The following is a 19,544-nucleotide window of genomic DNA, read 5'->3' on the forward strand; positions in this document are numbered from 1 at the left end:
GGATCAGGCACTCAAAAACTCTCCTTCAGCCATTGGCCAACGCGGCCGATACGGCTGTTGTTACCCCCAAGCGACGAGAGCAGACCGCTGCCCGCCGCATGTGTCTCCATGTCCGCAACCTGCGGATAGATCATCAGTCCTACCGCCGTCGAAAAGGCAGGCCCCTTGGCCGCTGTCGGCAGGCCGGATACGCCCATCGGGCGGCCGATGCGGACATTGCGGGCAAGAATGCGGCGCGCCACATCCGGCAAGCCGGTCAACTGGCTGGCTCCGCCCGTGAGTACGACACGCTTGCCAACGATCGGGCTGAAACCGGAGCGCTGGATACGATCGCGGATCAGTTCCAGCGTCTCCTCGATGCGCGCCTTGACGATGCGCGACACCAGCGCCTTCGGCACCTGCGTCGGCTGGTCGCGTTCATCCTCGCCGATCGGCGGGATGGAAATCAGTTCGCGCTCTTCCGAAGAATTCGCGAGCGCGGAAGCATGAACCACCTTCAGCCGCTCGGCATCCTCGATACGGGTCGAAAGACCGCGGGCAAGGTCGGTGGTGACATGATGGCCGCCGAGGCTGACGGCGTCGGTGTGCACCAGCTTGCCTTCAGCAAAGACCGAGATCGTCGTCGTGCCGCCGCCCATGTCGATCGCGGCGCAACCGAGCTCGACTTCATCATCGACGAGAGCGGCAAGACCGCTGGCATAGGGTGTTGCCACCATGCCCTCGACAGAAAGATGCGCCCGGTTGATGCAGAGTTCGAGGTTGCGAAGCGCTGCGCGCTCCGCCGTGACCACATGCATGTCGACGCCCAAGGCATCGCCGAACATCGCCAGCGGATCGCGGATACCGCGTTCGCCGTCGAGCGAGTAGCCGGTTGCCAGCGAATGCAGCACGGCGCGCTCCTGACGAAGCGATTGCTGGCAGGCGGCTGCAAGCACCTTCTTCAGATCGTTTGCTTCGACTTCCTGGCCGCCCAGATCGATGGTGGCGGTGTAGATGTCGCTGCCGAGACGACCGGCCGAAACATTGACGATCAGGCTGTCTACGGTCAGCCCGGCCATGCGCTCGGCGGCATCGACCGAGAGACGGACGACATTTTCCAGCGCATCGAGATCGGCGATGACACCGGTCTTGATGCCGCGCGAACGCTGATGGCCGATGCCAATGATCTCGATATTATGCGTGCGGTTCGGCAGAACCTGGCTTTCCTCGCGCGGCGTCAGCCGGCCGATCATGCAGACTACCTTCGTCGAGCCGATGTCGAGGACGGATACGATATGCGACCGCTTAGAGGACAGCGGCTTCAGGCGCGGCAGACCGAAATGGGACGAACTGAATAAGCTCATGTATCCTGCCCTGCTTTCTTCAAAGCCTTGGTTCTGACATCCAACGCCGCCTGGCGGCGAAGTGCTGCGTCCGGGGTCAATTCAATGGCGGTGCGGTCGTCAAGTCGAAGGTCGACGGCTGCGATATCGCGCTGCAGAAGGCTCTCGTCCTTGTCGAGCTTGGTGAGCCGAGCGAGCGCACCATCGATATTGTCTTCCGGCAATTTGATGATCACGCCATTGTCGAGGTAGAGATCCCAACGGCGACCGGCGACGCGCACGAATGCCTTCACATGGCTGCGAACATCCGGCCAGTTGGCAAACTCGTCATCGATGGACGCCGCAGCCGTTTCGGCATCGCGACCGACGAAAAGCGGCAACTTGGCGAACTTGTTATCGCGCAGCGGGGCAATCACGCTGCCGTCCTTCTGGATCAGCGACAACTCAGAGCCGTGCTGCCAGATGGCATAAGCCTTGCGCTCCGTGAGCTTCACTTCGACCGTCTTCGGATAGACCTTACGGACTTCGACGCCCTGCACCCAAGGCAGGCTCGCAATCTTCTGACGAGCCGCATCGACATTGAGCGCCACCAGCGACGTCGTGCCGTCGAGACCGAGAAGCTGCAGGATTTCGATTTCCGAAGTCTGATCGTTGCCGGAAACCTTCACATCTTCGATGGCAAAGCCGGCAGCCGACGTCGTCGCCTGGGCAACATCCTGCGTATGGCCACCGATCGACATGCCATAGAGGCCGGTCGCAGCGAACAGAGCGAGAGCGGAAACCGTGCCCGTATGAGCCGGAATATTGACGCGTCCGGAACCAAGGCTCACGAGGAAACGCACGGCACGACGCAGCGGGCGCGGCAACACAAACGCATCCTCGACATCGTCGATCGCGAGCGGGACGCGATGGCGGGACCGCCTCATATTTTTGACCGTCAGCGCAAACAAGACGCGTCCTCCACCATCCACCGAAGAAATTCACCAAAAGAGTAGCCGGCGTGAGCGGCCATTTCGGGCACCAGCGAGGTAGGCGTCATGCCCGGCTGGGTATTGATTTCCAGCCAGATAAGCTCGCCCTCTTCGGAAAAGCGATCGTCATAACGGAAGTCAGATCGACTGACGCCACGGCAGCCGATAGCTTGATGCGCCCTTAACGATAATGTTTGTATCTTTTGGTAAAGATTCGGTGAAATTCTGGCGGGGATGACGTGTTTTGATCCACCCTCCGCATACTTGGAATCGTAGTCGTAGAAGCTATGGCCCTGCGGCACGATCTCAGTGACGCCGAGCGCCGTATCGCCCATGACGCCGCACGTCAGCTCCCGGCCGTAGATGTAGCGCTCGACCAACACTTCGTCGCCGTAACGCCACTCGGAAGAGGTAATGATCTGCGGTGGATGCGTTTGATCTTCCTTGACGATCACGACACCGAAGCTCGAACCTTCACGCACCGGCTTCACAACGTAGGGCGGCCTCATCGGATGCTCGCCGGTAATGGCGAAACGGTTCATCACACGCGAATCGGCCACAGGAATGCCGGCGCCATCAGCCACCTTCTTGGCGCGCGACTTGTCCATGGCGAGCGCCGAGGCCAGCACGCCGGAATGCGTGTAAGGGATCTGCAGATATTCAAGGATACCCTGAATGGTGCCGTCCTCGCCGAACGGGCCATGCAAAGCATTGAAAACGACATCGGGCTTCAGATCTGCAAGGCGCGCGGACACATCGCGCTCCACATCAACACGCGTGACTTGAAAGCCTTCCAACTCGAGGGCGTCAGCGCATGCTTTTCCCGAAGACAGGCTAACCGGCCTCTCCGAGGAAAATCCGCCCAAAAGGACAGCCACATGCTTGCCACCCATTAATACCCCCAATTCACACCTTCAATCGACGTTTGCTCGATGCGCCGAGCAGCGATTCTCGCGACGTCTTTGCATGCTCCATTAGAACAACATTAAGGTTAATGAAGCGTTTACTTTCGTTAACTTTCGACCGCTTTCGCCGAAGTCAATTTTTCCGAATCAAATCGAGTTGAAGAATTCTGCCATTAGAATCATGGAGTTGCTATGTTTGAATATCCACTTTTAGAAATTTTTAAACAAATAGGCCCGCGCCGAGGTCTCCGGCGCGGGCCTTCATAAGGCTTATTGCAACCCTGAATCAGTCACGATCGTCGATCAGTTTCCAGATGAGTCCGCCCAGCGCGCCACCGACGATCGGGGCCACCCAGAACAGCCAAAGCTGCTGCAGCGCCCAGCCGCCGACGAACAGAGCCTGACCGGTGGAACGGGCCGGATTGACCGACGTATTGGTGATCGGGATCGAGATCAGATGGATCAGCGTCAGTGCAAGGCCAATGGCAATCGGTGCGAACCCAGCCGGCACCCTGCTGCTGGTCGAACCGAGAATCACGATCAGGAAGAAGAGAGTCAGCACGATTTCGGCAACCAGCGCCGATACCAGCGAATAGCCGCCCGGAGAATGCTCGCCATAACCATTGGCCGCAAAACCGCCGAGCTGGAAATCAACCTTGCCGCTTGCGATCAGGTAAAGCACAGCCGCGGCAGCGATCGCGCCGACGACCTGAGCGATGATGTAGGGAATGAGCTGCGAACCGGGCAAGCGGCCGGCAACGGTAAGACCGACCGACACCGCCGGATTGAAATGGCCGCCCGATATACCGCCGACCGCAAAGGCCATGGTGAGCACGGTCAACCCAAAGGCGAAAGAAACACCGAGAAAGCCAATACCGAGGCTCGGAAAAGCTGCCGCAAAGATTGCGCTTCCGCAGCCACCAAACACCAGCCAAAATGTTCCAAGAAACTCCGCAATTAATTTTTTCTGCATGAAATCTATTCTCCTCAGCCCTCAACCAGAGCGAAAGTAAGACATTTACGAGAACGAGATTCTGGTCAAGACTTTGCTGGATAAACGCTAGCTTAAATTGCAAATGCGACCTCATTCGCCCTCAAATCAGCGATTGCGGCAGGGTTGCCGGTTTCTTGCGTCTTAGACGTTTGCGCTGAACAAAAATTGCGCTAAGGACACGTCTTACCGCTAAGATAACCTTAGCATCATCTAAATTGGTGGGACCATGACAGACGCGATATCTCCTTTATCGCCGACCCCCTCGTCATCGAACAGCGTTGTTGCGAATTCCAAGGCACGCGTTCTGATCGCGAGTCTTATCGGCACGACGATCGAATTTTTCGACTTTTACGTTTATGCGACGGCGGCGGTTATCGTCTTCCCAAAGCTGTTTTTCCCGGCTGCCGATCCGACTGCGGCGACTTTACAGTCTTTCGCAACATTCTCGATCGCCTTCTTCGCCCGTCCGATCGGCGCGATGATCTTCGGGCATTTTGGTGACAGGGTCGGCCGCAAGGCGACGCTTGTCGCAGCGCTGATGACCATGGGCCTCTCGACAGTTGTGATCGGTATGCTGCCGACCTATGAGTCGATCGGCGTTCTCGCGCCGGTACTGCTGGCGCTTTGCCGCCTCGGCCAGGGCCTCGGCCTCGGCGGCGAATGGGGCGGCGCGGTGTTGCTCGCAACCGAAAACGCTCCGGAAGGCAAGCGGAGCTGGTACGCGATGTTCCCGCAACTCGGTGCTCCCATCGGCTTCATCTTCTCGGCCGGCCTTTTTCTCATCCTGCGCGAAAGCATGAGTGATGTGGACTTCCTGAATTATGGCTGGCGCATTCCGTTCCTCATCAGCCTGGCGCTTGTTGCAGTCGGCCTCTATGTGCGCCTGAAGATCACTGAAACCCCGGAATTCCAGCGCGCAATCGATAAGGAAGAGCGCGTTTCCGTTCCGATCGCCGTTATTTTCCGTTCGCATCTGCGCAGTCTCATCCTCGGCACGATCATCGCGGTCGCGACTTTCGTGCTGTTCTATCTGATGACGGCATTCACGCTGAGCTGGGGTACCAGGCCGCTCACGGCCACACCGGCAGGTCTCGGTTATTCGCAGCAGCAGTTCTTGGTCGTCCAGCTCGTTGGCGTGGTCTTCTTCGGCCTGATGATCCCGCTTTCTGGCCTTTTGTCCGATCGCTATTCGCGCCGGCTAGTTCTGATCCTGACGACGATCGGCATCCTGATCTTCGGCCTGTTCTACTCGACACTGCTGACCGCCGGTCTCGGCGGCGCATTCGCTTGCTCGATCATCGGTCTCGGCTTGATGGGCTTCACTTACGGCCCGATCGGTGCTGCGCTTGCTGCTCCGTTCCCGACAGCCGTTCGCTACACCGGCGCGTCGATGACCTTCAATCTTGGCGGCATTATTGGCGCCTCGCTGGCGCCCTTCATCGCCACCTGGCTGGCCTCGAATTACAGCCTCGCCTATGTCGGTTACTATCTGACGATTGCAGCCGTTCTTTCGCTGATCGGCATTCTGCTGTCAGGCAACGACGAAGTCTGAGAACTTCGCCATAACCAATTGAAAAGGCCGGGCAAAAACCCGGCCTTTTTGTTGAATCAGTTTATGAACTGCAGACAGATCTGAGCCCGTTATTCCGTCGTCACACCCTGGAACGGCCGGACCTCGCGGCCGGGCATGAAGCAGCCGAGACGCTTGATTTCCCATTCCAGCTTGATACCGGAATTTTCGAAGACCTCGCGACGGACCTGCTCACCGAGATATTCGAGATCGTAGCCGGTCGCCTGCCCCATGTTGATCATGAAATTGCAGTGCAGCGATGACATCTGCGCGCCGCCGATGACGAGGCCGCGACAGCCGGCTTCGTCGATCAGCTTCCAGGCAGAATGTCCCTCCGGGTTCTTGAATGTCGAACCACCGGTTTTTTCCCGAATCGGCTGCACGGTCTCGCGATGCGCCCGCACAGCATCCATCTCGGCTCGAATCTTGGCCCGATCCTCGGGATACCCCTCGAAAAGAACATGCGTAAAGATCAGATCGTCCGATGCCGTCGAATGGCGATAGGTGTAGCCCATCTCGGCATTGGTTAGCACATGCTTCTTGCCCTTGCGGTCAACTGCATGCACCTCGACGACGCGATCGCGCGTCTCGGAGCCGTTGGCGCCGGCATTCATACGCGCCGCGCCACCGATGCCGCCTGGAATGCCGTAATAGAAATGAAAGCCGCCGATACCGTTGTCCATGGCCATGGCGGCAACGTGCTTATCCGGGCAAATAGCGCCGGCCAGGATACGGTTCTCACCGGCGAGCTCGACCGAACCGAAGCCCTTCGCCGAGAGGCGCAGAACGACACCCGGTATACCCCCGTCGCGCACCAGGATGTTCGAACCGACGCCGACCACCGTCAACGGCACTTCGGCCGGCAGCACCTTCAGGAAAGCGATCAGATCGTCCGTATCATGCGGCTGGAACATTAGCTCCGCCAGCCCGCCGGCGCGAAACCATGTGACGCGATCCATCGGCGCGTCCGGCGTCAACCGGCCGCGAATATCCTTTACGCTGTCGCCGAGCGACGCCAGAAGCTTTTCCCCATTTACCTGTTTCATGCGGACTTACCCGAGAGGCCTTCCAATTCCTTTGGCAATGAAGCTGCCCAATAAGTGATGCTACCAGCCCCCAAGAGAACCACAAAATCACCCGGTCGCGCAATCTCCGCGACCATGCGGGCAAGCTCTTCCTGGGACGGCAGATAGCGCGCATCGCGATGGCCGCCTGCCTTGATGCGCGACACCAGAGCTTGCGAATCCGCACCTTCGATCAGGTCTTCGCCGGCGGCATAGACGGGTGCCAGGAAAATGCTGTCAGCATCGTTGAAACAGGCGGCAAACTCTTCGAACAGGCTCGACAGGCGCGTATAGCGATGCGGCTGGTGAACAGCGATGATGCGGCCCTTGCAGGCTTCGCGCGCCGCCTTCAGCACGGCCTTGATCTCGACCGGATGATGGCCGTAATCGTCGAAAATCTTCACGCCGTTCCATTCGCCCGTCAGCGTGAAGCGACGCTTGACGCCGCCGAAGGAGGCCAGCCCCTTGGCGATCGCCACATTGGAGATGCCGAGCCGGTTGGCGACTGCGATCGCCGCGGTGGCATTGGAAATGTTGTGACGGCCGGGCATCGGCATGACGAGATCCTTGATCTCGATGACCTTCCCCGTGCGGCGCCGGCGAATTTCGATGTCGAACAGCGAGCGCGTCCCGTCGATGCGCACATTCATGAAGCGCACATCGGCCTGAGGATTTTCGCCGTAGGTGATGACCTTGCGGTCCTCGATGCGGCCGACCAGCGACTGCACTTCCGGATGGTCGAGACACATGACGCCGAAGCCGTAGAACGGCACATTCTCGACGAACTGCCGGAACGCGGCACGCACGGCGTCGAAATTGCCGTAGTGATCCAGATGCTCCGGATCGATATTGGTGACGACGGCGACATCGGCCGGCAGCTTCAGGAAGGTTCCATCCGATTCATCGGCCTCCACCACCATCCATTCGCCCTCGCCCATGCGAGCATTGGTGCCATAGGCATTGATGATGCCGCCATTGATGACCGTCGGGTCAAGTCCGCCGGCTTCGAGCAGGGTCGCGACCAGCGAGGTGGTCGTCGTCTTGCCGTGCGTGCCGCCGATGGCGATGGAGTTGCGGAAGCGCATCAGCTCGGCCAGCATCTCAGCGCGGCGCACGACCGGCAGCAACTTTTCGCGCGCGGCGGTGAGTTCGGGATTGCTCTTCTTGATGGCGGTGGAGACGACCACGACTTCCGCGTCGCCGAGATTCTCCGCCTTGTGACCGATATGGACCGTGATGCCCTTGTCGCGCAGCCGCTGCACGTTGGCGCTTTCCGACTGGTCTGACCCCTGCACGCGATGGCCGAGATTATGCAGCACTTCCGCAATCCCGCTCATCCCGATACCGCCGATACCGATAAAATGCACAAGGCCGATAGCCTTCGGCAGCTTCATACGCCCGCCCCCTTGAATTCCTGAATTGAACGTTTTGCGGCAATAGCCTCAACCATATCGGCGAGCAAGCTCGCCGCATCCGGTTTGCCGGCCTGTTTGGCCGCAGCCGCCATCTTCGCAAGTTTCTCCGGCATCGTCATCGCGCCGCGCAGGATCGTCGAGAGCTTCTCCGGCGTCAGCTCGGCTTGCGCAATGACCTTCACGCCACCCGTGGCCGCAAGCGCAGCCGCATTGGCTGCCTGGTCGTGGTCCAGAGCATAGGGATAGGGCACAAGGATCGCCGGACGACCGATGACGGCGAGTTCCGATACAGTGGAAGCGCCGGACCGGCAGATGACGAGATGGGCGGCGCCGATGCGCTCAGCCATATCGGTGAAGAACGGCGCGACTTCGGCGCCCATCTCCAGCCGCCTGGTGCAGCTATTGACCGTCTCCATATCCTCGGGACGCACCTGCTGCGTGATGCGCAGGCGCTTGCGCAGCGGCTCCTCCAACAGGCTGATCGCCGTCGGCATTGCCTTGGAGAAGTATTGCGCACCCTGGCTGCCGCCGAAGACGACCAGATTGAAAGGATCATCCGGGCCGGACGGCACATAGGGCTGCTTCGCCGCTTCGATCACGGCCGGCCGCACGGGATTGCCTGTCGTCACCGTCTTCTCCGGAAACGCGCCGCCCTTTTCCGGCAGGAAGCCGCCAGCAATCGCCTGGACACGGGCGGCGAGCGCCTTGTTCGCGCGTCCCATCACAGCGTTTTGCTCATGAATCATCGCCGGCACGCCCATGCGGGTCGCAGCAAGCAACGGCGGTATGGTCGGATAACCGCCGAAGCCGACAACGCAGAGCGGCCTGATATTGCGGATCAGCTTGCGTGCGGCGCGCATGCCGGTCCACAGCGTCCAAAGCGACTTTGCGACCTTGATGGGATTCTTCGAACCGATCGTTGCCGACGGCACCACATGAATCTCATCAGCCGGAAACTTGCCGGCATAGCGTTCCGCGCGACTGTCGGTGACGAGGTGCACGGAATAACCGCGCTCCTTCAGCTTGTGGGCCAATGCCTCGGCCGGAAAGACGTGGCCGCCGGTTCCGCCGGCGGCAAGCAGGATAATACCTTTACTCATGATCTTCGCTCCCGCGAATACCCCCTGCGCGAGGGCATCTCCCTAATATAGGAAGCCGCCATGCCCGCGTCACTGAAGCGCTTCAAACCTCCTTCATAGACTCCCACCTTCGCGAAAGCGACCGAAGAATAGGCATGATCCGGGAGATGGGGATAAAGCGCAGACGGGGCCAATGCGATCACTCCGCCGGCAATCCATGCGTCACACGAAAGAGGCTGCGATCCTGCGCCCTCTTTTCCGGCCGATGGCGCGTCAAGGCCAGGATGAAGCCCGCCGTCACGCAGATGGCGGTCATCGACGAACCGCCATAGGAGATCAGCGGCAGAGTCATGCCCTTGGCGGGCAGTAGCTGCAAGTTCACGCCGACATTGATGATCGACTGGATACCGATCTGCAGCACCAGGCCCGCGACGGCAAAGCGGTTGAAATCATTCTTTTCCTTATAAGCATGCGACAGGCCGCGCAGCACCAGAAAGGCGAAGATGCAGACGAGCACCATGCAGAAGACGACACCGAATTCCTCGGCAGCCACCGAGAAGATGAAGTCGGTATGGGCGTCCGGAATGATGCGCTTGACGATGCCTTCACCCGGCCCCACACCGAACCAATTGCCGTGAATGATCGCTTCCTTGGCGGTATCGACCTGGAACGTGTCGCCTTCGCCGGTCAAGAACTTGTCGACGCGAAGTGCTACGTGGGGAAAGACGTAATAGGCCGTCACGAAGCCGCCAACGCCGAGGCCGCCGAGCACCCCGATCCACAGCCAGGGCATGCCGGCCATGAAGAACATGCCACCCCAGACGGCGGTGGTAAGGATCGTCTGCCCAAGGTCGGGCTGAGCAACGAGGAGTGCGGCGACGATGCCGAAGAGGATGATGGCGAAGAGATTGCCCGGAATTTCCGGCTGGCGCGCATGCTCGGCAAACAGCCAGGCGCAGACGACGACGAAGGCCGGCTTCATGAATTCCGACGGCTGGATGGAGAGCGCTGCGATGTTGACCCAGCGCCGCGATCCCTTGACCTCGATACCGAAGAACAAGGCGAACAGCATCATCGCCAGCGAGACGATCAGCAGAATGACCGCTGTGCGGCGTACCTGCCGGGGCGTCATGAAGGAGATACCGATCATTGTCGCGATCGCCGGCACCAAAAACAGGGCGTGGCGCTTGACGAAATGGAAGGGTTCGAGCCCGATGCGCTCGGCGACGGCGGGCGACGCCGCGAAGGAGAGCATGAAGCCGATGCCGATCAGCAGGATGAACAATGCCAGGAAAATACGGTCGATGGTCCAGAACCATTCGGCCAAGGCCCCACGCTCAACGCGGCTTACCATATCAATCGCCTCCTGTTGCTGACCCGACCAGCATGGTGACACCTTCGACCGCAGCCACGTGGCTGACGAAGGCATCACCCCTGACCTCGAAATTCTTGTACTGATCGAAGCTTGCGCAAGCCGGTGACAACATCACCGCCGCCATCTCGTGTTCGTCCCTGTCGGCATCGGCTGCGGCATGGGCGACAGCGCGCTCCAAAGTGCCGGATATTTCGTAGGGCACCTGCTCGCCGAGCGTCGCCGCGAAGGCCGGTGCCGCTTCACCGATCAGGTAGGCCTTGGCTATGCGCGGGAAGAGCGGCGCCAGCGTCGTGATACCGCCTTCTTTCGGCAGGCCGCCGGCGATCCAGTAGATATGATCGTAGCTCGAGAGCGCAGGTGCGGCGGCATCCGCATTGGTCGCCTTGGAATCATTGACGAACACGACGCGGCCACGCCGGCCGACCGGCTGCATGCGATGCTTGAGGCCAGGAAAGGATTTGAGCCCGGCGCGGATATCGTCAGCGGAAACACCGACAGCCAGACATGCGGCTATCGCCGCCGCGGCATTCTGCGCATTGTGACCGCCGCGCAGCGTCTGGATGCCGTCGAGATCGGCAATGTCCGAGGTTGCCCCAGTCGATGCCTGGACGATGCGGCTGCCTTCGGCATAAAGCCCGTCAGCCAACGCATGCCGGCGCGAGATGCGGGTAACCTTGCCGCCCGCCCGTTCGACGCGATCGGCAATCAGCGAAGAATAGCTGTCGTCGACGCCGATGACGGCAACGCCGCTGCCGGCCACCAGCCGTTCCTTGATATCGGCATAATGCTGCATCGTGCCGTGCCGATCGAGATGATCGGGCGTCAGATTGAGTAGAATGCCGGCGGAAGGATTGAGGGTCGGGGCGAGATCGATCTGATAGGAAGAGCATTCGACGACGTAGTAGCGCTCCGCCTTCGGCGGCTCCAACGTCAGGATGGCCGTACCGATATTGCCGCCGAGCTGCGTATCGCGGCCGCTCGATTGCAGGATATGGGCAATCAATGCCGTCGTCGTCGACTTGCCGTTGGTGCCGGTGATAGCGATGAAGGGGCACTCCGGCGCATGCGCCCGCCGCTCGCGGACGAAGAGCTCGACGTCGCCGATGATCTCGACACCGGCTGCGTGAGCGAGATCGACGGTCCAGTGCGGCCTCGGATGCGTCAGCGGCACGCCGGGCGATAGCACGAAGGCCGAAAGCCCGCTCCAGTCGATCGTTCTGAGATCGGCGGCCGGGATACCCTCGGCAGCCGCCTTCGCCACGCTGTCGGGGTTGTCGTCCCAGGCAGTCACCTCGGCACCACCGGCGACAAGCGCCCGCGCGGTGGCAAAACCCGAGCCGCCGAGGCCGAACAATGCGACCTTTTTCCCCTTGAGCGTGGTGACAGGGATCATCGCCGCCTCACCGAAGCTTCAAGGTCGAGAGGCCGATCATCGCCAGGATGACCGCAACGATCCAGAAGCGCACGACCACTTGGCTTTCCGTCCAGCCCTTCTTCTCGAAGTGATGGTGGATCGGCGCCATCAGGAAGACGCGCCGGCCGGTCATCTTGAAGAAACCGACCTGGATAATGACCGAAAGCGCCTCCAGTACGAAGAGGCCGCCGATGATCGCCATGACGATCTCATGCTTGGTAGCAACTGCCACCGAACCGATCATGCCGCCCAGCGCAAGAGAACCGGTGTCGCCCATGAAAATGGCCGCCGGCGGCGCATTGAACCAGAGAAAGCCGAGGCCGGCGCCGATAACTGCGCCTAACACCACGGCCAATTCGCCGGTACCGGGCACGAAGTTGATCGCCAGATAGTCGGCGAAGACATAGTTGCCGGCGAGATAGGCGATAACGCCGAAAGAGGCGGCGGCAATCATGACCGGCACGATGGCAAGCCCGTCGAGACCGTCGGTCAGGTTGACAGCGTTACCGGCGGAAACGATGACGAAAGCACCGAACAGCACGAAGAACATGCCGAGATTGAGCATGAAATTCTTGAAGAACGGGAACGCGATCGACGAACCGAAGGTCGAACCGGCGGTACCGGAGGACAATGCCGTACTCATCATGAAATAGACGGCAATGGCGGCGATGACGAATTCGATGCCGAGGCGGGCGCGGCCGGAAAAGCCCTTATCGCTCTGCTTCGTTACCTTGAGATAATCGTCATAGAAGCCGATGGCACCGAAGCCCAATGTCACCAGCAGCGTCGCGACCACATAGACGTTGGCAAGATCGGCCCAAAGCATTGACGACACGACGATGCCGGCCAAAATCATCAGCCCGCCCATGGTCGGCGTACCTGCCTTCTTGAAATGAGTCTGCGGACCGTCGGCGCGAATCGGCTGGCCCTTACCCTGGCGTACGCGCAGGGAAGAGATGATTCGCGGCCCGAAGAGGAAGACGATCAACGCCGAAGTGAACAAAGCGCCGCCGGTGCGGAACGTGATGTATCTGAACAGATTGAGAAATCTGAAATGAGTACTGAAAAAATGAACGTGGTCCGACAGTTCGGCAAGCCAGATCAGCATAAGAGCCCTTTCTAAAGCCCCTGATGGGAGTGGGGCTCCGTGTCGGCAAATGCTGGAAACTTGTCAAGCAAAGCTGCCACGATCTTCCCGAATCCTATCCCCAGCGACGATTTCACCATCAAAACGTCGCCAGGGGCGACCGAGTTGATCACGAATTCCGAGAGCTCCTCCGTCGTCTCACGATATTCGACATGAACACTTTCCGGCAGCGCATCCCTCAACGCCGCCATCTCCGGACCTGCCAGCCAGACATGCTCGATGCCTGCCGCCAGCAGCGGACCGGCAAGATTGGCATGCACTCTCTGGGCATAATCCCCCATTTCCAACATATCGCCGAGGATGGCGATCCGCCTGCCCGCTCTAGCGCCGACATTGGCATCCGGCGAAGATGTCGCCAGCAGCGCGATGGCCGCGCGCATGGATGCAGGGTTGGCGTTGTAGCTTTCATCAATCAGCGTGAAGTAGCCATTGGCGATTGCGCGCTTATGGCGCTGCCCCCTGCCCTTTTCCGCCTGCAGCGTCGCCAGCGCATCGACCGCCTTGTCGAGATCGGCCTCGACGAGCATCACAGCACCGAGGACGGCCAGCGCGTTTTCCGCGATATGCCGCCCTGGCGCACCGATCGCCACTTCCATCGTCTCGCCGCCGATTGTCAGCCACAGCGTCGAATTCTCTTCCGAGGCGTTGAATTCCGCGAGCCGCACGTCTGCCTTGGCATGCTGGCCGAAACTGTGCACATGCTCGACGCCAGCGGCCAACGCAGCGCGCTCCAGGAAATCGAACTGATCGTTGTCCCGGTTGAGGATGACGTGACCGCCCGGCACGACGCCGTCGAAAATCTCCGCCTTGGCAGCGGCAATCTCGGTGATGTTCTTGAAATTGCCGAGATGGGCCGGCGCAATCGTGGTGATGATCGCCACATGCGGCTGCACCATTCTCGTCAGCGGCCGGATCTCCTCCGGATGGTTCATGCCGATCTCGAAAACGCCGAAATCCGTATCTTGAGGCATGCGCGCCAAACTCAGCGGCACGCCCCAATGATTGTTGAAGGAGGCGACGGAGGCATGCACCTTGCCCGAGGGCGACAATGTCCGGCGCAGCATCTCCTTTGTGGTGGTTTTGCCGACCGAGCCAGTCACAGCGATGATGCTCGCCTGCGTACGCTGACGGGCGGCAACGCCAAGCCTGGCGAGCCCAGCCAATACGTCGTCGACAACGATCTTCGGCACGGTCAGCCGGCCCATCGCCGGCAACCGCGCCTCGCTGATCACGATCAACGCCGCGCCGTTCGCCATCGCCAAGTTGGCGTAGTCATGGCCATCGACGCGATCGCCCTTGATGGCGAAGAAAGCTTCGCCCGGCTTGATCGAACGGCTGTCGATGGAAATCCCCGTAACGCCCTCAGGCAGCACTCCGAAGGAGCGGCCCGCAATGGCGGCGATCATGTCTTCAGTTGTCCATAGCCAGCTCAAGACTTTACCTCCTCCAGTGCTTTGCGCAGTTCGGCATGGTCGGAGAAAGGCAGCGTCACGCTGCCGATCGTCTGACCTTCCTCATGCCCCTTGCCCGCGACGATCAGCGTATCGCCGGATTTCAGCATGCCGACTGCCTCGCGGATCGCCTTGGCGCGATCGCCGATCTCGGTGGCGCAGGGTGCCGCAGCCATTATCTCGGCGCGGATAGCTGCCGGCTCTTCCGAGCGCGGATTGTCGTCGGTGACGACAACCACATCGGCGAGACGGCAAGCGATTTCGCCCATGATCGGCCGCTTGCCACGATCGCGGTCGCCGCCGCAGCCGAAGACGACGATGACGCGGCCAGTGGTGAACGGCCGTACCGAATTCAGCACATTTTCCAAGGCATCCGGCTTGTGCGCATAGTCGACATAGGCAAGCGCGCCATCATGGGTATGGCCAACGAGTTCCAACCGCCCGGAAGCGCCGGAGAGCTTTTCCAGCCCCGCCATGGCAACCGGCGCGGCAACGCCGGTGGAAATGGCAAGACCGGCGGCAACGAGCGCATTGGCCACCTGGAAATCGCCGGCGAGCGGGATGTGAACCTCGAAAATATCGTCACCCAGATGCACTTCCGCGATCTGCTTATGACGGAAATGCTCGACACGCTTCAACGCCAGGAAATCGCCCTTGCGGCCGACAGTGCGCATATCCTGCCCCGCGTTGCGCGCAGCGGCAATCGCCTGTTCCGACCACGCATCGTCGGCAAAGATCACGGCCGGCGAGCCTTTCGGCAGCAGATCCCTGAACAGCCGCATCTTGGCGGCCAGGTAATCCTCGACGGTCGGGTGATAGTCCATATGGTCGCGGCCGAGATTGGTGAAGGCGGCAGCAGCAAGCCTGACGCCATCGAGGCGGAATTGGTCGAGGCCATGGCTGGAGGCTTCCATCGCCGCATGGGTGACGCCCTCATCCGAAAGCTCGGCAAGCAACTGATGCAGCGACACCGGATCGGGTGTCGTCAGCGAACCGTAATCGTTACGCGTCGGTGATATAACACCGGTCGTTCCAATCATTGCCGCCGGATGGCCCGCATGCGCCCATATCTGCCGAGTGAAAGAAGCGACGGAGGTCTTGCCGGCGGTGCCGGTAACGGCGACCATCGTCTCCGGTTGCCTGTCGTAAAAGCGGGAAGCAGCAACGGCGAGGAAACGCCGCGGCTCCGCAACGGTCAACAGCGGCGCACCAGCGGCGACCGCACCCTGGCCGGCAACAATGACAGATGCACCACGCAAAACGGCATCAGCAATGAAACTTGCGCCATCGGCCTTCGTGCCGGCGACAGCTATGAAAGCCATGCCGGGCGCAACCCTACGGCTATCGGCGGAAAGGCCTGTTATCTCAAGATCGCCAAGTGTCCCGCCAATTTGTTCATTGAGTTCCGGAAACGCATTTCCGGCAATATCCCGCAAGTTCATCGAATATACTTTTCGTTCTTGATCAGTCCGCCCCTCGCGAATCGACCCGTGTATTCTTTCACGCTTAATAAGACACCAGCAAGGCGGAGTTACCGTTTCCGAAACTCGGTTGGATTCCGAGGATCGGCGCTGCCCGGGCGATGATATCGCGAGCGATCGGCGCCGCCGTGTATGCCGAGATCGTGCCGCCATGTTCACCGGTCTTCGGCTCGTCGCAGAAGGTCATGATGACATATTGCGGATTGTCGATCGGGAAGGCAGCCAGGAAGGTGTTGAAGTTCAGCGTATGCGAATAGTGGCCGTTGACGACCTTGTCGGCCGTGCCGGTTTTACTGCCAACATCGTAGCCGGGCACGCGAGCGGCGCGGCCGGAACCCTTGGAGCCGTTGAAATCGAGCAGGAAGCGGATGTCGTCGCTCGTGCTCTTCTTGACGACAGTCTTGGCGATCGCGTCGGCCTGTTCGCGGGTCCGCGGCAGGAAGGTCGGCTCGATTAGCTTGCCGCCATTGACGAGAGCCGCACCGGCAACCGCCGTCTGCAGCGGCGTGGTGGAGACGCCGTGGCCGAAGGAAATTGTAATCGAGTTGATCTTCTTCCACACACGCGGCTGCGTCGGCATCTTCACTTCCGGCAGCTCGGTGTTCAATTTGGTGAGCAGCCCCATCCGCGTCAGGAATTCCTTGTGCGCGTCGATCCCGACTATATCGGCAATCTTTGCCGTGCCGATGTTGGACGAATACTGGAAGATTTCCGGAACCGTCAGCACACGATGCTGACCGTGGAAGTCGTGAATGGTGAAGCCGCCGATGCGGATCGGATTGGTGGCGTCGAAGGCATCGCGTAGCGTCACCTTGCCAGCATCAAGCGCCATCGCCATGGTGAAGGTCTTGAACGTCGATCCCATTTCGAACGTGCCGTTCGTCATACGGTTCAGCCAGCCTTCCGCAGCGCCTTCGTTCGGATAATTCGGATCGAAATCGGGTGCCGACGCCATGGCCAGCACTTCGCCGGTGCGGGCGTCGAGCACCGCGGCACCGGCACCCTTTGCCTGGAAATTATTGACGGCATTGACGACGGCGTCATGCACGATGTCCTGCACGCGAAGATCGATCGACAGCTTCACCGGCTGCAGCGGCTGGTCGGTGGTCATGCCGGCAGCCGCGAGATCGGCAAGCCCCTGGTCGTCGATATATTTCTCCATACCGGTGACGCCGCGGTTGTCGATATTGACGTAGCCGAGAATATGGGCAGCGGTCGAACCGCCGGGATAGAAGCGGCGTTTTTCCGGACGGAAACCGATGCCGGGAATGCCGAGCGCCAGGATCTGGCTCTGCTGTTTCGGCGTCAACTGGCGGCGAAGCCAGGCGAAATGCGAGGTTTTGACGGCCAGCTTTTTATAGGTGCCCTTGGTGTCGAGATCGGGCAGCACGGTGCGCAATTGCTCGACCGCTTCATCGGGATCGATGATCTTGTTCGGTTCGGCAAACAGCGACACCGTGCGGATATCGGTCGCAAGCAGTGCGCCGTTGCGGTCGACGATATCGGGGCGCGATGCCATCAGCCGGTCCGGTGGCAGGATGCTCGACGTCGTATCCGGCGGCGTCATGGCGAACTGGGCAAGACGGCCACCGATGATGCAGTAGACAACGGCAAAGCTCGCAACCAACAGAATGACGCGGCTTTTGGCCTGATTAGACTTGCGCTTACGGGCACCTTCGAAGGTCGAACGGCCAAAGCCGTCATTCGGGCGGTTATTGCCGTCGGTGGAGAAATGTGCCTTGCTTTTCAAGACCATGATGCGCGAAAGAAAAGACATCACTCGTCCACCGATCCCGTTGCGATATTGTCGACTTCTTGTTTTTTGCGCTTCAGCAGCGACGGCGCCTTGGCGACAGGACGCGGCGCGGGAGCGGCGGCGACATCGGCGATCGCCTTCCTGATCTCGGCATCCGTCGTGTCGCCACTCTTCGATGCTGCGCTGGCGCTCGCGTGGGGTTTCGCATTTCCGGCCTTGGTCGTCTTGTCAGGCGTGGCAGCATCCTTGGCATCGGCGACGGTTTCCGGCGGAACCTGCGAGCGGAGCATCGGCAATTCGCTCGGCTGGACAATCGCCGTCGACAGCGTCGGCTGCAATTTGAGTTCGCTGCTGTAGTTGTTGACCAATCGCTCCAGGCGATTTGGCTGTACAACCAGCGCCCAATCCGCCTTCAGAAGCTCGATCGTGTCCTTCTCCAGCTTGATTTCCGATTCGAGGCGATGAACCTCCTCGAGTTTCAGCTCGGCACGATGCTTGATCGTGTAGGTGACGGTGGCCATCGCTGTCATGACGCCAATCAGAACGATGTCAAAAGTCTTCAGCATATCAACCTCCGAGCTTTCCGAGACTGGCGAGATTGGGCAGATCGAAGATCGAGAGATCGGCAGCCTCGGCGGGCGCAGCGGTGCGAAGACCCGCGCGCAACTTGGCCGAACGCGCCCGCGGATTGGCCTCCGCTTCCGCATCGCTTGCCGAAACCATCGACTTGCCGATCGGATCGAAGGTCGCGAGCCGCTCATGAACCATGGGCATATGACGAGAACCGGTGGCACGGCCGGAGCGATCGGCGAAGAACTTCTTGACGATCCGGTCTTCCAGCGAATGAAAGGTAACGACAACCAGACGCCCGCCGGGCTTCAGCACGCGCTCGGCCGCAAACAGCGCCTGCGCCAATTCGCCAAGCTCGTCGTTGACGAAAATGCGCAGCGCCTGAAAAACACGGGTCGCCGGATGGATCTTGTCCTTAGCCTTTCGCGGCGTGACGATCTCGATCAGACCGGCGAGATCGCGAGTGGTGACGAACGGTGTTTCCGCCCGCCGCTTTTCGATCGCATGGGCAATGCGCGGCGCCTGCTTTTCTTCGCCAAGAAAGGCGAAGATGCGGATGAGATCGGCGAGCTTGGCGCGGTTGACGACATCGGCCGCCGATACGCCACTTGCCGACATGCGCATGTCGAGCGGGCCGTTCTTGTTGAACGAGAAGCCGCGCTCGGCCTCGTCGAGCTGCATGGAAGAGACACCGATATCGAGCACGACACCATCGAGCCCACCCTGCGGCGCATGATCGGCAAGCCGCGAAAACTGCGAATGAATGAGAGAAAGATGGCCCGCATGAGCGACAACCATCGCCTGCCCCGCCGCGATCGCCGTCGGATCACGATCGAGCGCGATCACATCGGCACCACCAGACAGAATAGCAGAGGTATAGCCACCAGCACCGAACGTGCCGTCGAGAATGACCTTGCCGGCGGCCGGTGCCAGCGCCTCAAGCACCTCAGCAAGAAGAACCGGAATGTGACGAACCGGTCCGCCACCAGCATCAGTCGAGCCTCCGCCAGGATTCGCCGCCATTCCGTTT

At 60.4% G+C, this 19,544-nt stretch carries 16 protein-coding genes; 1 reads left to right on the top strand and 15 read right to left on the bottom strand.

The features are described 5' to 3' along the window. Positions 1–11 precede the first annotated feature (11 nt). The 4 genes from ftsA to aqpZ form a co-directional block, all read right to left on the bottom strand. Positions 12–1,343: a cell division protein FtsA gene (gene ftsA / locus ACXHXG_RS08555; RefSeq protein WP_104823556.1), complete on the bottom strand. Its 1,332-nt coding sequence runs from the start codon at positions 1,341–1,343 to the stop codon at positions 12–14. Next, positions 1,340–2,272 (bottom strand): cell division protein FtsQ/DivIB, encoded by a 933-nt coding sequence (locus ACXHXG_RS08560; RefSeq protein ID WP_104823557.1) that lies wholly within the window; start codon positions 2,270–2,272, stop codon positions 1,340–1,342. Before ACXHXG_RS08560 ends, ftsA begins: the two co-directional genes overlap by 4 nt. Beyond that, entirely contained in the window at positions 2,260–3,186 is a 927-nt protein-coding gene (locus ACXHXG_RS08565; protein ID WP_285167442.1) for a D-alanine--D-alanine ligase, read from the bottom strand. Before ACXHXG_RS08565 ends, ACXHXG_RS08560 begins: the two co-directional genes overlap by 13 nt. Positions 3,187–3,484: 298 nt before the next feature. Further along, positions 3,485–4,171, bottom strand: coding sequence for an aquaporin Z (gene aqpZ, locus ACXHXG_RS08570; RefSeq protein WP_104823559.1), 687 nt, complete (start codon positions 4,169–4,171; stop codon positions 3,485–3,487). Positions 4,172–4,418: 247 nt separating this feature from the next. Between aqpZ and ACXHXG_RS08575 the strand changes: the two genes are divergently transcribed. After that, positions 4,419–5,744, top strand: a complete 1,326-nt coding sequence (locus ACXHXG_RS08575; protein ID WP_104823560.1) for an MFS transporter — start codon at positions 4,419–4,421, stop codon at positions 5,742–5,744. An 89-nt stretch (positions 5,745–5,833) separates the two neighbouring features. On the opposite strand, the gene murB is transcribed toward ACXHXG_RS08575, so the two are convergent. The 11 genes from murB to rsmH form a co-directional block, all read right to left on the bottom strand. After that, the gene (gene murB, locus ACXHXG_RS08580; protein WP_104823561.1) at positions 5,834–6,808 is read right to left on the bottom strand and encodes a UDP-N-acetylmuramate dehydrogenase; all 975 of its coding nucleotides are present in this window, start codon (positions 6,806–6,808) and stop codon (positions 5,834–5,836) included. Next, on the bottom strand, positions 6,805–8,220 hold the full coding sequence (gene murC, locus ACXHXG_RS08585) for a UDP-N-acetylmuramate--L-alanine ligase (protein WP_104823562.1): 1,416 nt from the start codon (positions 8,218–8,220) through the stop codon (positions 6,805–6,807). Before murC ends, murB begins: the two co-directional genes overlap by 4 nt. Further along, positions 8,217–9,341: an undecaprenyldiphospho-muramoylpentapeptide beta-N-acetylglucosaminyltransferase gene (murG, locus tag ACXHXG_RS08590; RefSeq protein ID WP_457899031.1), complete on the bottom strand. Its 1,125-nt coding sequence runs from the start codon at positions 9,339–9,341 to the stop codon at positions 8,217–8,219. Before murG ends, murC begins: the two co-directional genes overlap by 4 nt. 178 nt (positions 9,342–9,519) lie before the next feature. Continuing rightward, entirely contained in the window at positions 9,520–10,674 is a 1,155-nt protein-coding gene (gene ftsW / locus ACXHXG_RS08595) for a putative lipid II flippase FtsW (protein ID WP_457899032.1), read from the bottom strand. Between the two features lies 1 nt (position 10,675). Beyond that, positions 10,676–12,088, bottom strand: coding sequence for a UDP-N-acetylmuramoyl-L-alanine--D-glutamate ligase (murD, locus tag ACXHXG_RS08600; protein WP_457899033.1), 1,413 nt, complete (start codon positions 12,086–12,088; stop codon positions 10,676–10,678). Between the two features lie 7 nt (positions 12,089–12,095). Next, a complete protein-coding gene (gene mraY / locus ACXHXG_RS08605) occupies positions 12,096–13,217 on the bottom strand; it encodes a phospho-N-acetylmuramoyl-pentapeptide-transferase (RefSeq protein ID WP_104823566.1) in 1,122 nt (373 codons plus the stop codon). Positions 13,218–13,228: 11 nt separating this feature from the next. Continuing rightward, positions 13,229–14,689, bottom strand: coding sequence for a UDP-N-acetylmuramoylalanyl-D-glutamyl-2,6-diaminopimelate--D-alanyl-D-alanine ligase (locus tag ACXHXG_RS08610; protein WP_104823567.1), 1,461 nt, complete (start codon positions 14,687–14,689; stop codon positions 13,229–13,231). Then, positions 14,686–16,149, bottom strand: a complete 1,464-nt coding sequence (locus tag ACXHXG_RS08615; protein ID WP_457899034.1) for a UDP-N-acetylmuramoyl-L-alanyl-D-glutamate--2,6-diaminopimelate ligase — start codon at positions 16,147–16,149, stop codon at positions 14,686–14,688. Before ACXHXG_RS08615 ends, ACXHXG_RS08610 begins: the two co-directional genes overlap by 4 nt. Positions 16,150–16,213: 64 nt before the next feature. Continuing rightward, complete coding sequence (locus tag ACXHXG_RS08620; RefSeq protein ID WP_104823569.1) at positions 16,214–17,965, bottom strand: peptidoglycan D,D-transpeptidase FtsI family protein; 1,752 nt, start codon at positions 17,963–17,965, stop codon at positions 16,214–16,216. Further along, on the bottom strand, positions 17,965–18,510 hold the full coding sequence (gene ftsL / locus ACXHXG_RS08625; protein WP_457899035.1) for a cell division protein FtsL: 546 nt from the start codon (positions 18,508–18,510) through the stop codon (positions 17,965–17,967). The genes ACXHXG_RS08620 and ftsL overlap by 1 nt, the downstream gene beginning before the upstream one ends. A 1-nt stretch (position 18,511) precedes the next feature. Beyond that, positions 18,512–19,537, bottom strand: a complete 1,026-nt coding sequence (gene rsmH, locus ACXHXG_RS08630; protein WP_457899036.1) for a 16S rRNA (cytosine(1402)-N(4))-methyltransferase RsmH — start codon at positions 19,535–19,537, stop codon at positions 18,512–18,514. Positions 19,538–19,544 lie beyond the last annotated feature (7 nt).

Source organism: Rhizobium sp. LEGMi-198b, from assembly GCF_054114205.1.

Bases quoted from the DNA above. Each gene is read 5' to 3' on its own strand.
- ftsA (WP_104823556.1), bottom strand. From the start codon at position 1,343: ATGAGCTTATTCAGTTCGTCCCATTTCGGTCTGCCGCGCCTGAAGCCG.
- ACXHXG_RS08565 (WP_285167442.1), bottom strand. From the start codon at position 3,186: ATGGGTGGCAAGCATGTGGCTGTCCTTTTGGGCGGATTTTCCTCGGAG.
- aqpZ (WP_104823559.1), bottom strand. From the start codon at position 4,171: ATGCAGAAAAAATTAATTGCGGAGTTTCTTGGAACATTTTGGCTGGTG.
- ACXHXG_RS08575 (WP_104823560.1), top strand. From the start codon at position 4,419: ATGACAGACGCGATATCTCCTTTATCGCCGACCCCCTCGTCATCGAAC.
- murB (WP_104823561.1), bottom strand. From the start codon at position 6,808: ATGAAACAGGTAAATGGGGAAAAGCTTCTGGCGTCGCTCGGCGACAGC.
- murC (WP_104823562.1), bottom strand. From the start codon at position 8,220: ATGAAGCTGCCGAAGGCTATCGGCCTTGTGCATTTTATCGGTATCGGC.
- murG (WP_457899031.1), bottom strand. From the start codon at position 9,341: ATGAGTAAAGGTATTATCCTGCTTGCCGCCGGCGGAACCGGCGGCCAC.
- ftsW (WP_457899032.1), bottom strand. From the start codon at position 10,674: ATGGTAAGCCGCGTTGAGCGTGGGGCCTTGGCCGAATGGTTCTGGACC.
- murD (WP_457899033.1), bottom strand. From the start codon at position 12,088: ATGATCCCTGTCACCACGCTCAAGGGGAAAAAGGTCGCATTGTTCGGC.
- mraY (WP_104823566.1), bottom strand. From the start codon at position 13,217: ATGCTGATCTGGCTTGCCGAACTGTCGGACCACGTTCATTTTTTCAGT.
- ACXHXG_RS08615 (WP_457899034.1), bottom strand. From the start codon at position 16,149: ATGAACTTGCGGGATATTGCCGGAAATGCGTTTCCGGAACTCAATGAA.
- ACXHXG_RS08620 (WP_104823569.1), bottom strand. From the start codon at position 17,965: ATGTCTTTTCTTTCGCGCATCATGGTCTTGAAAAGCAAGGCACATTTC.
- ftsL (WP_457899035.1), bottom strand. From the start codon at position 18,510: ATGCTGAAGACTTTTGACATCGTTCTGATTGGCGTCATGACAGCGATG.
- rsmH (WP_457899036.1), bottom strand. From the start codon at position 19,537: ATGGCGGCGAATCCTGGCGGAGGCTCGACTGATGCTGGTGGCGGACCG.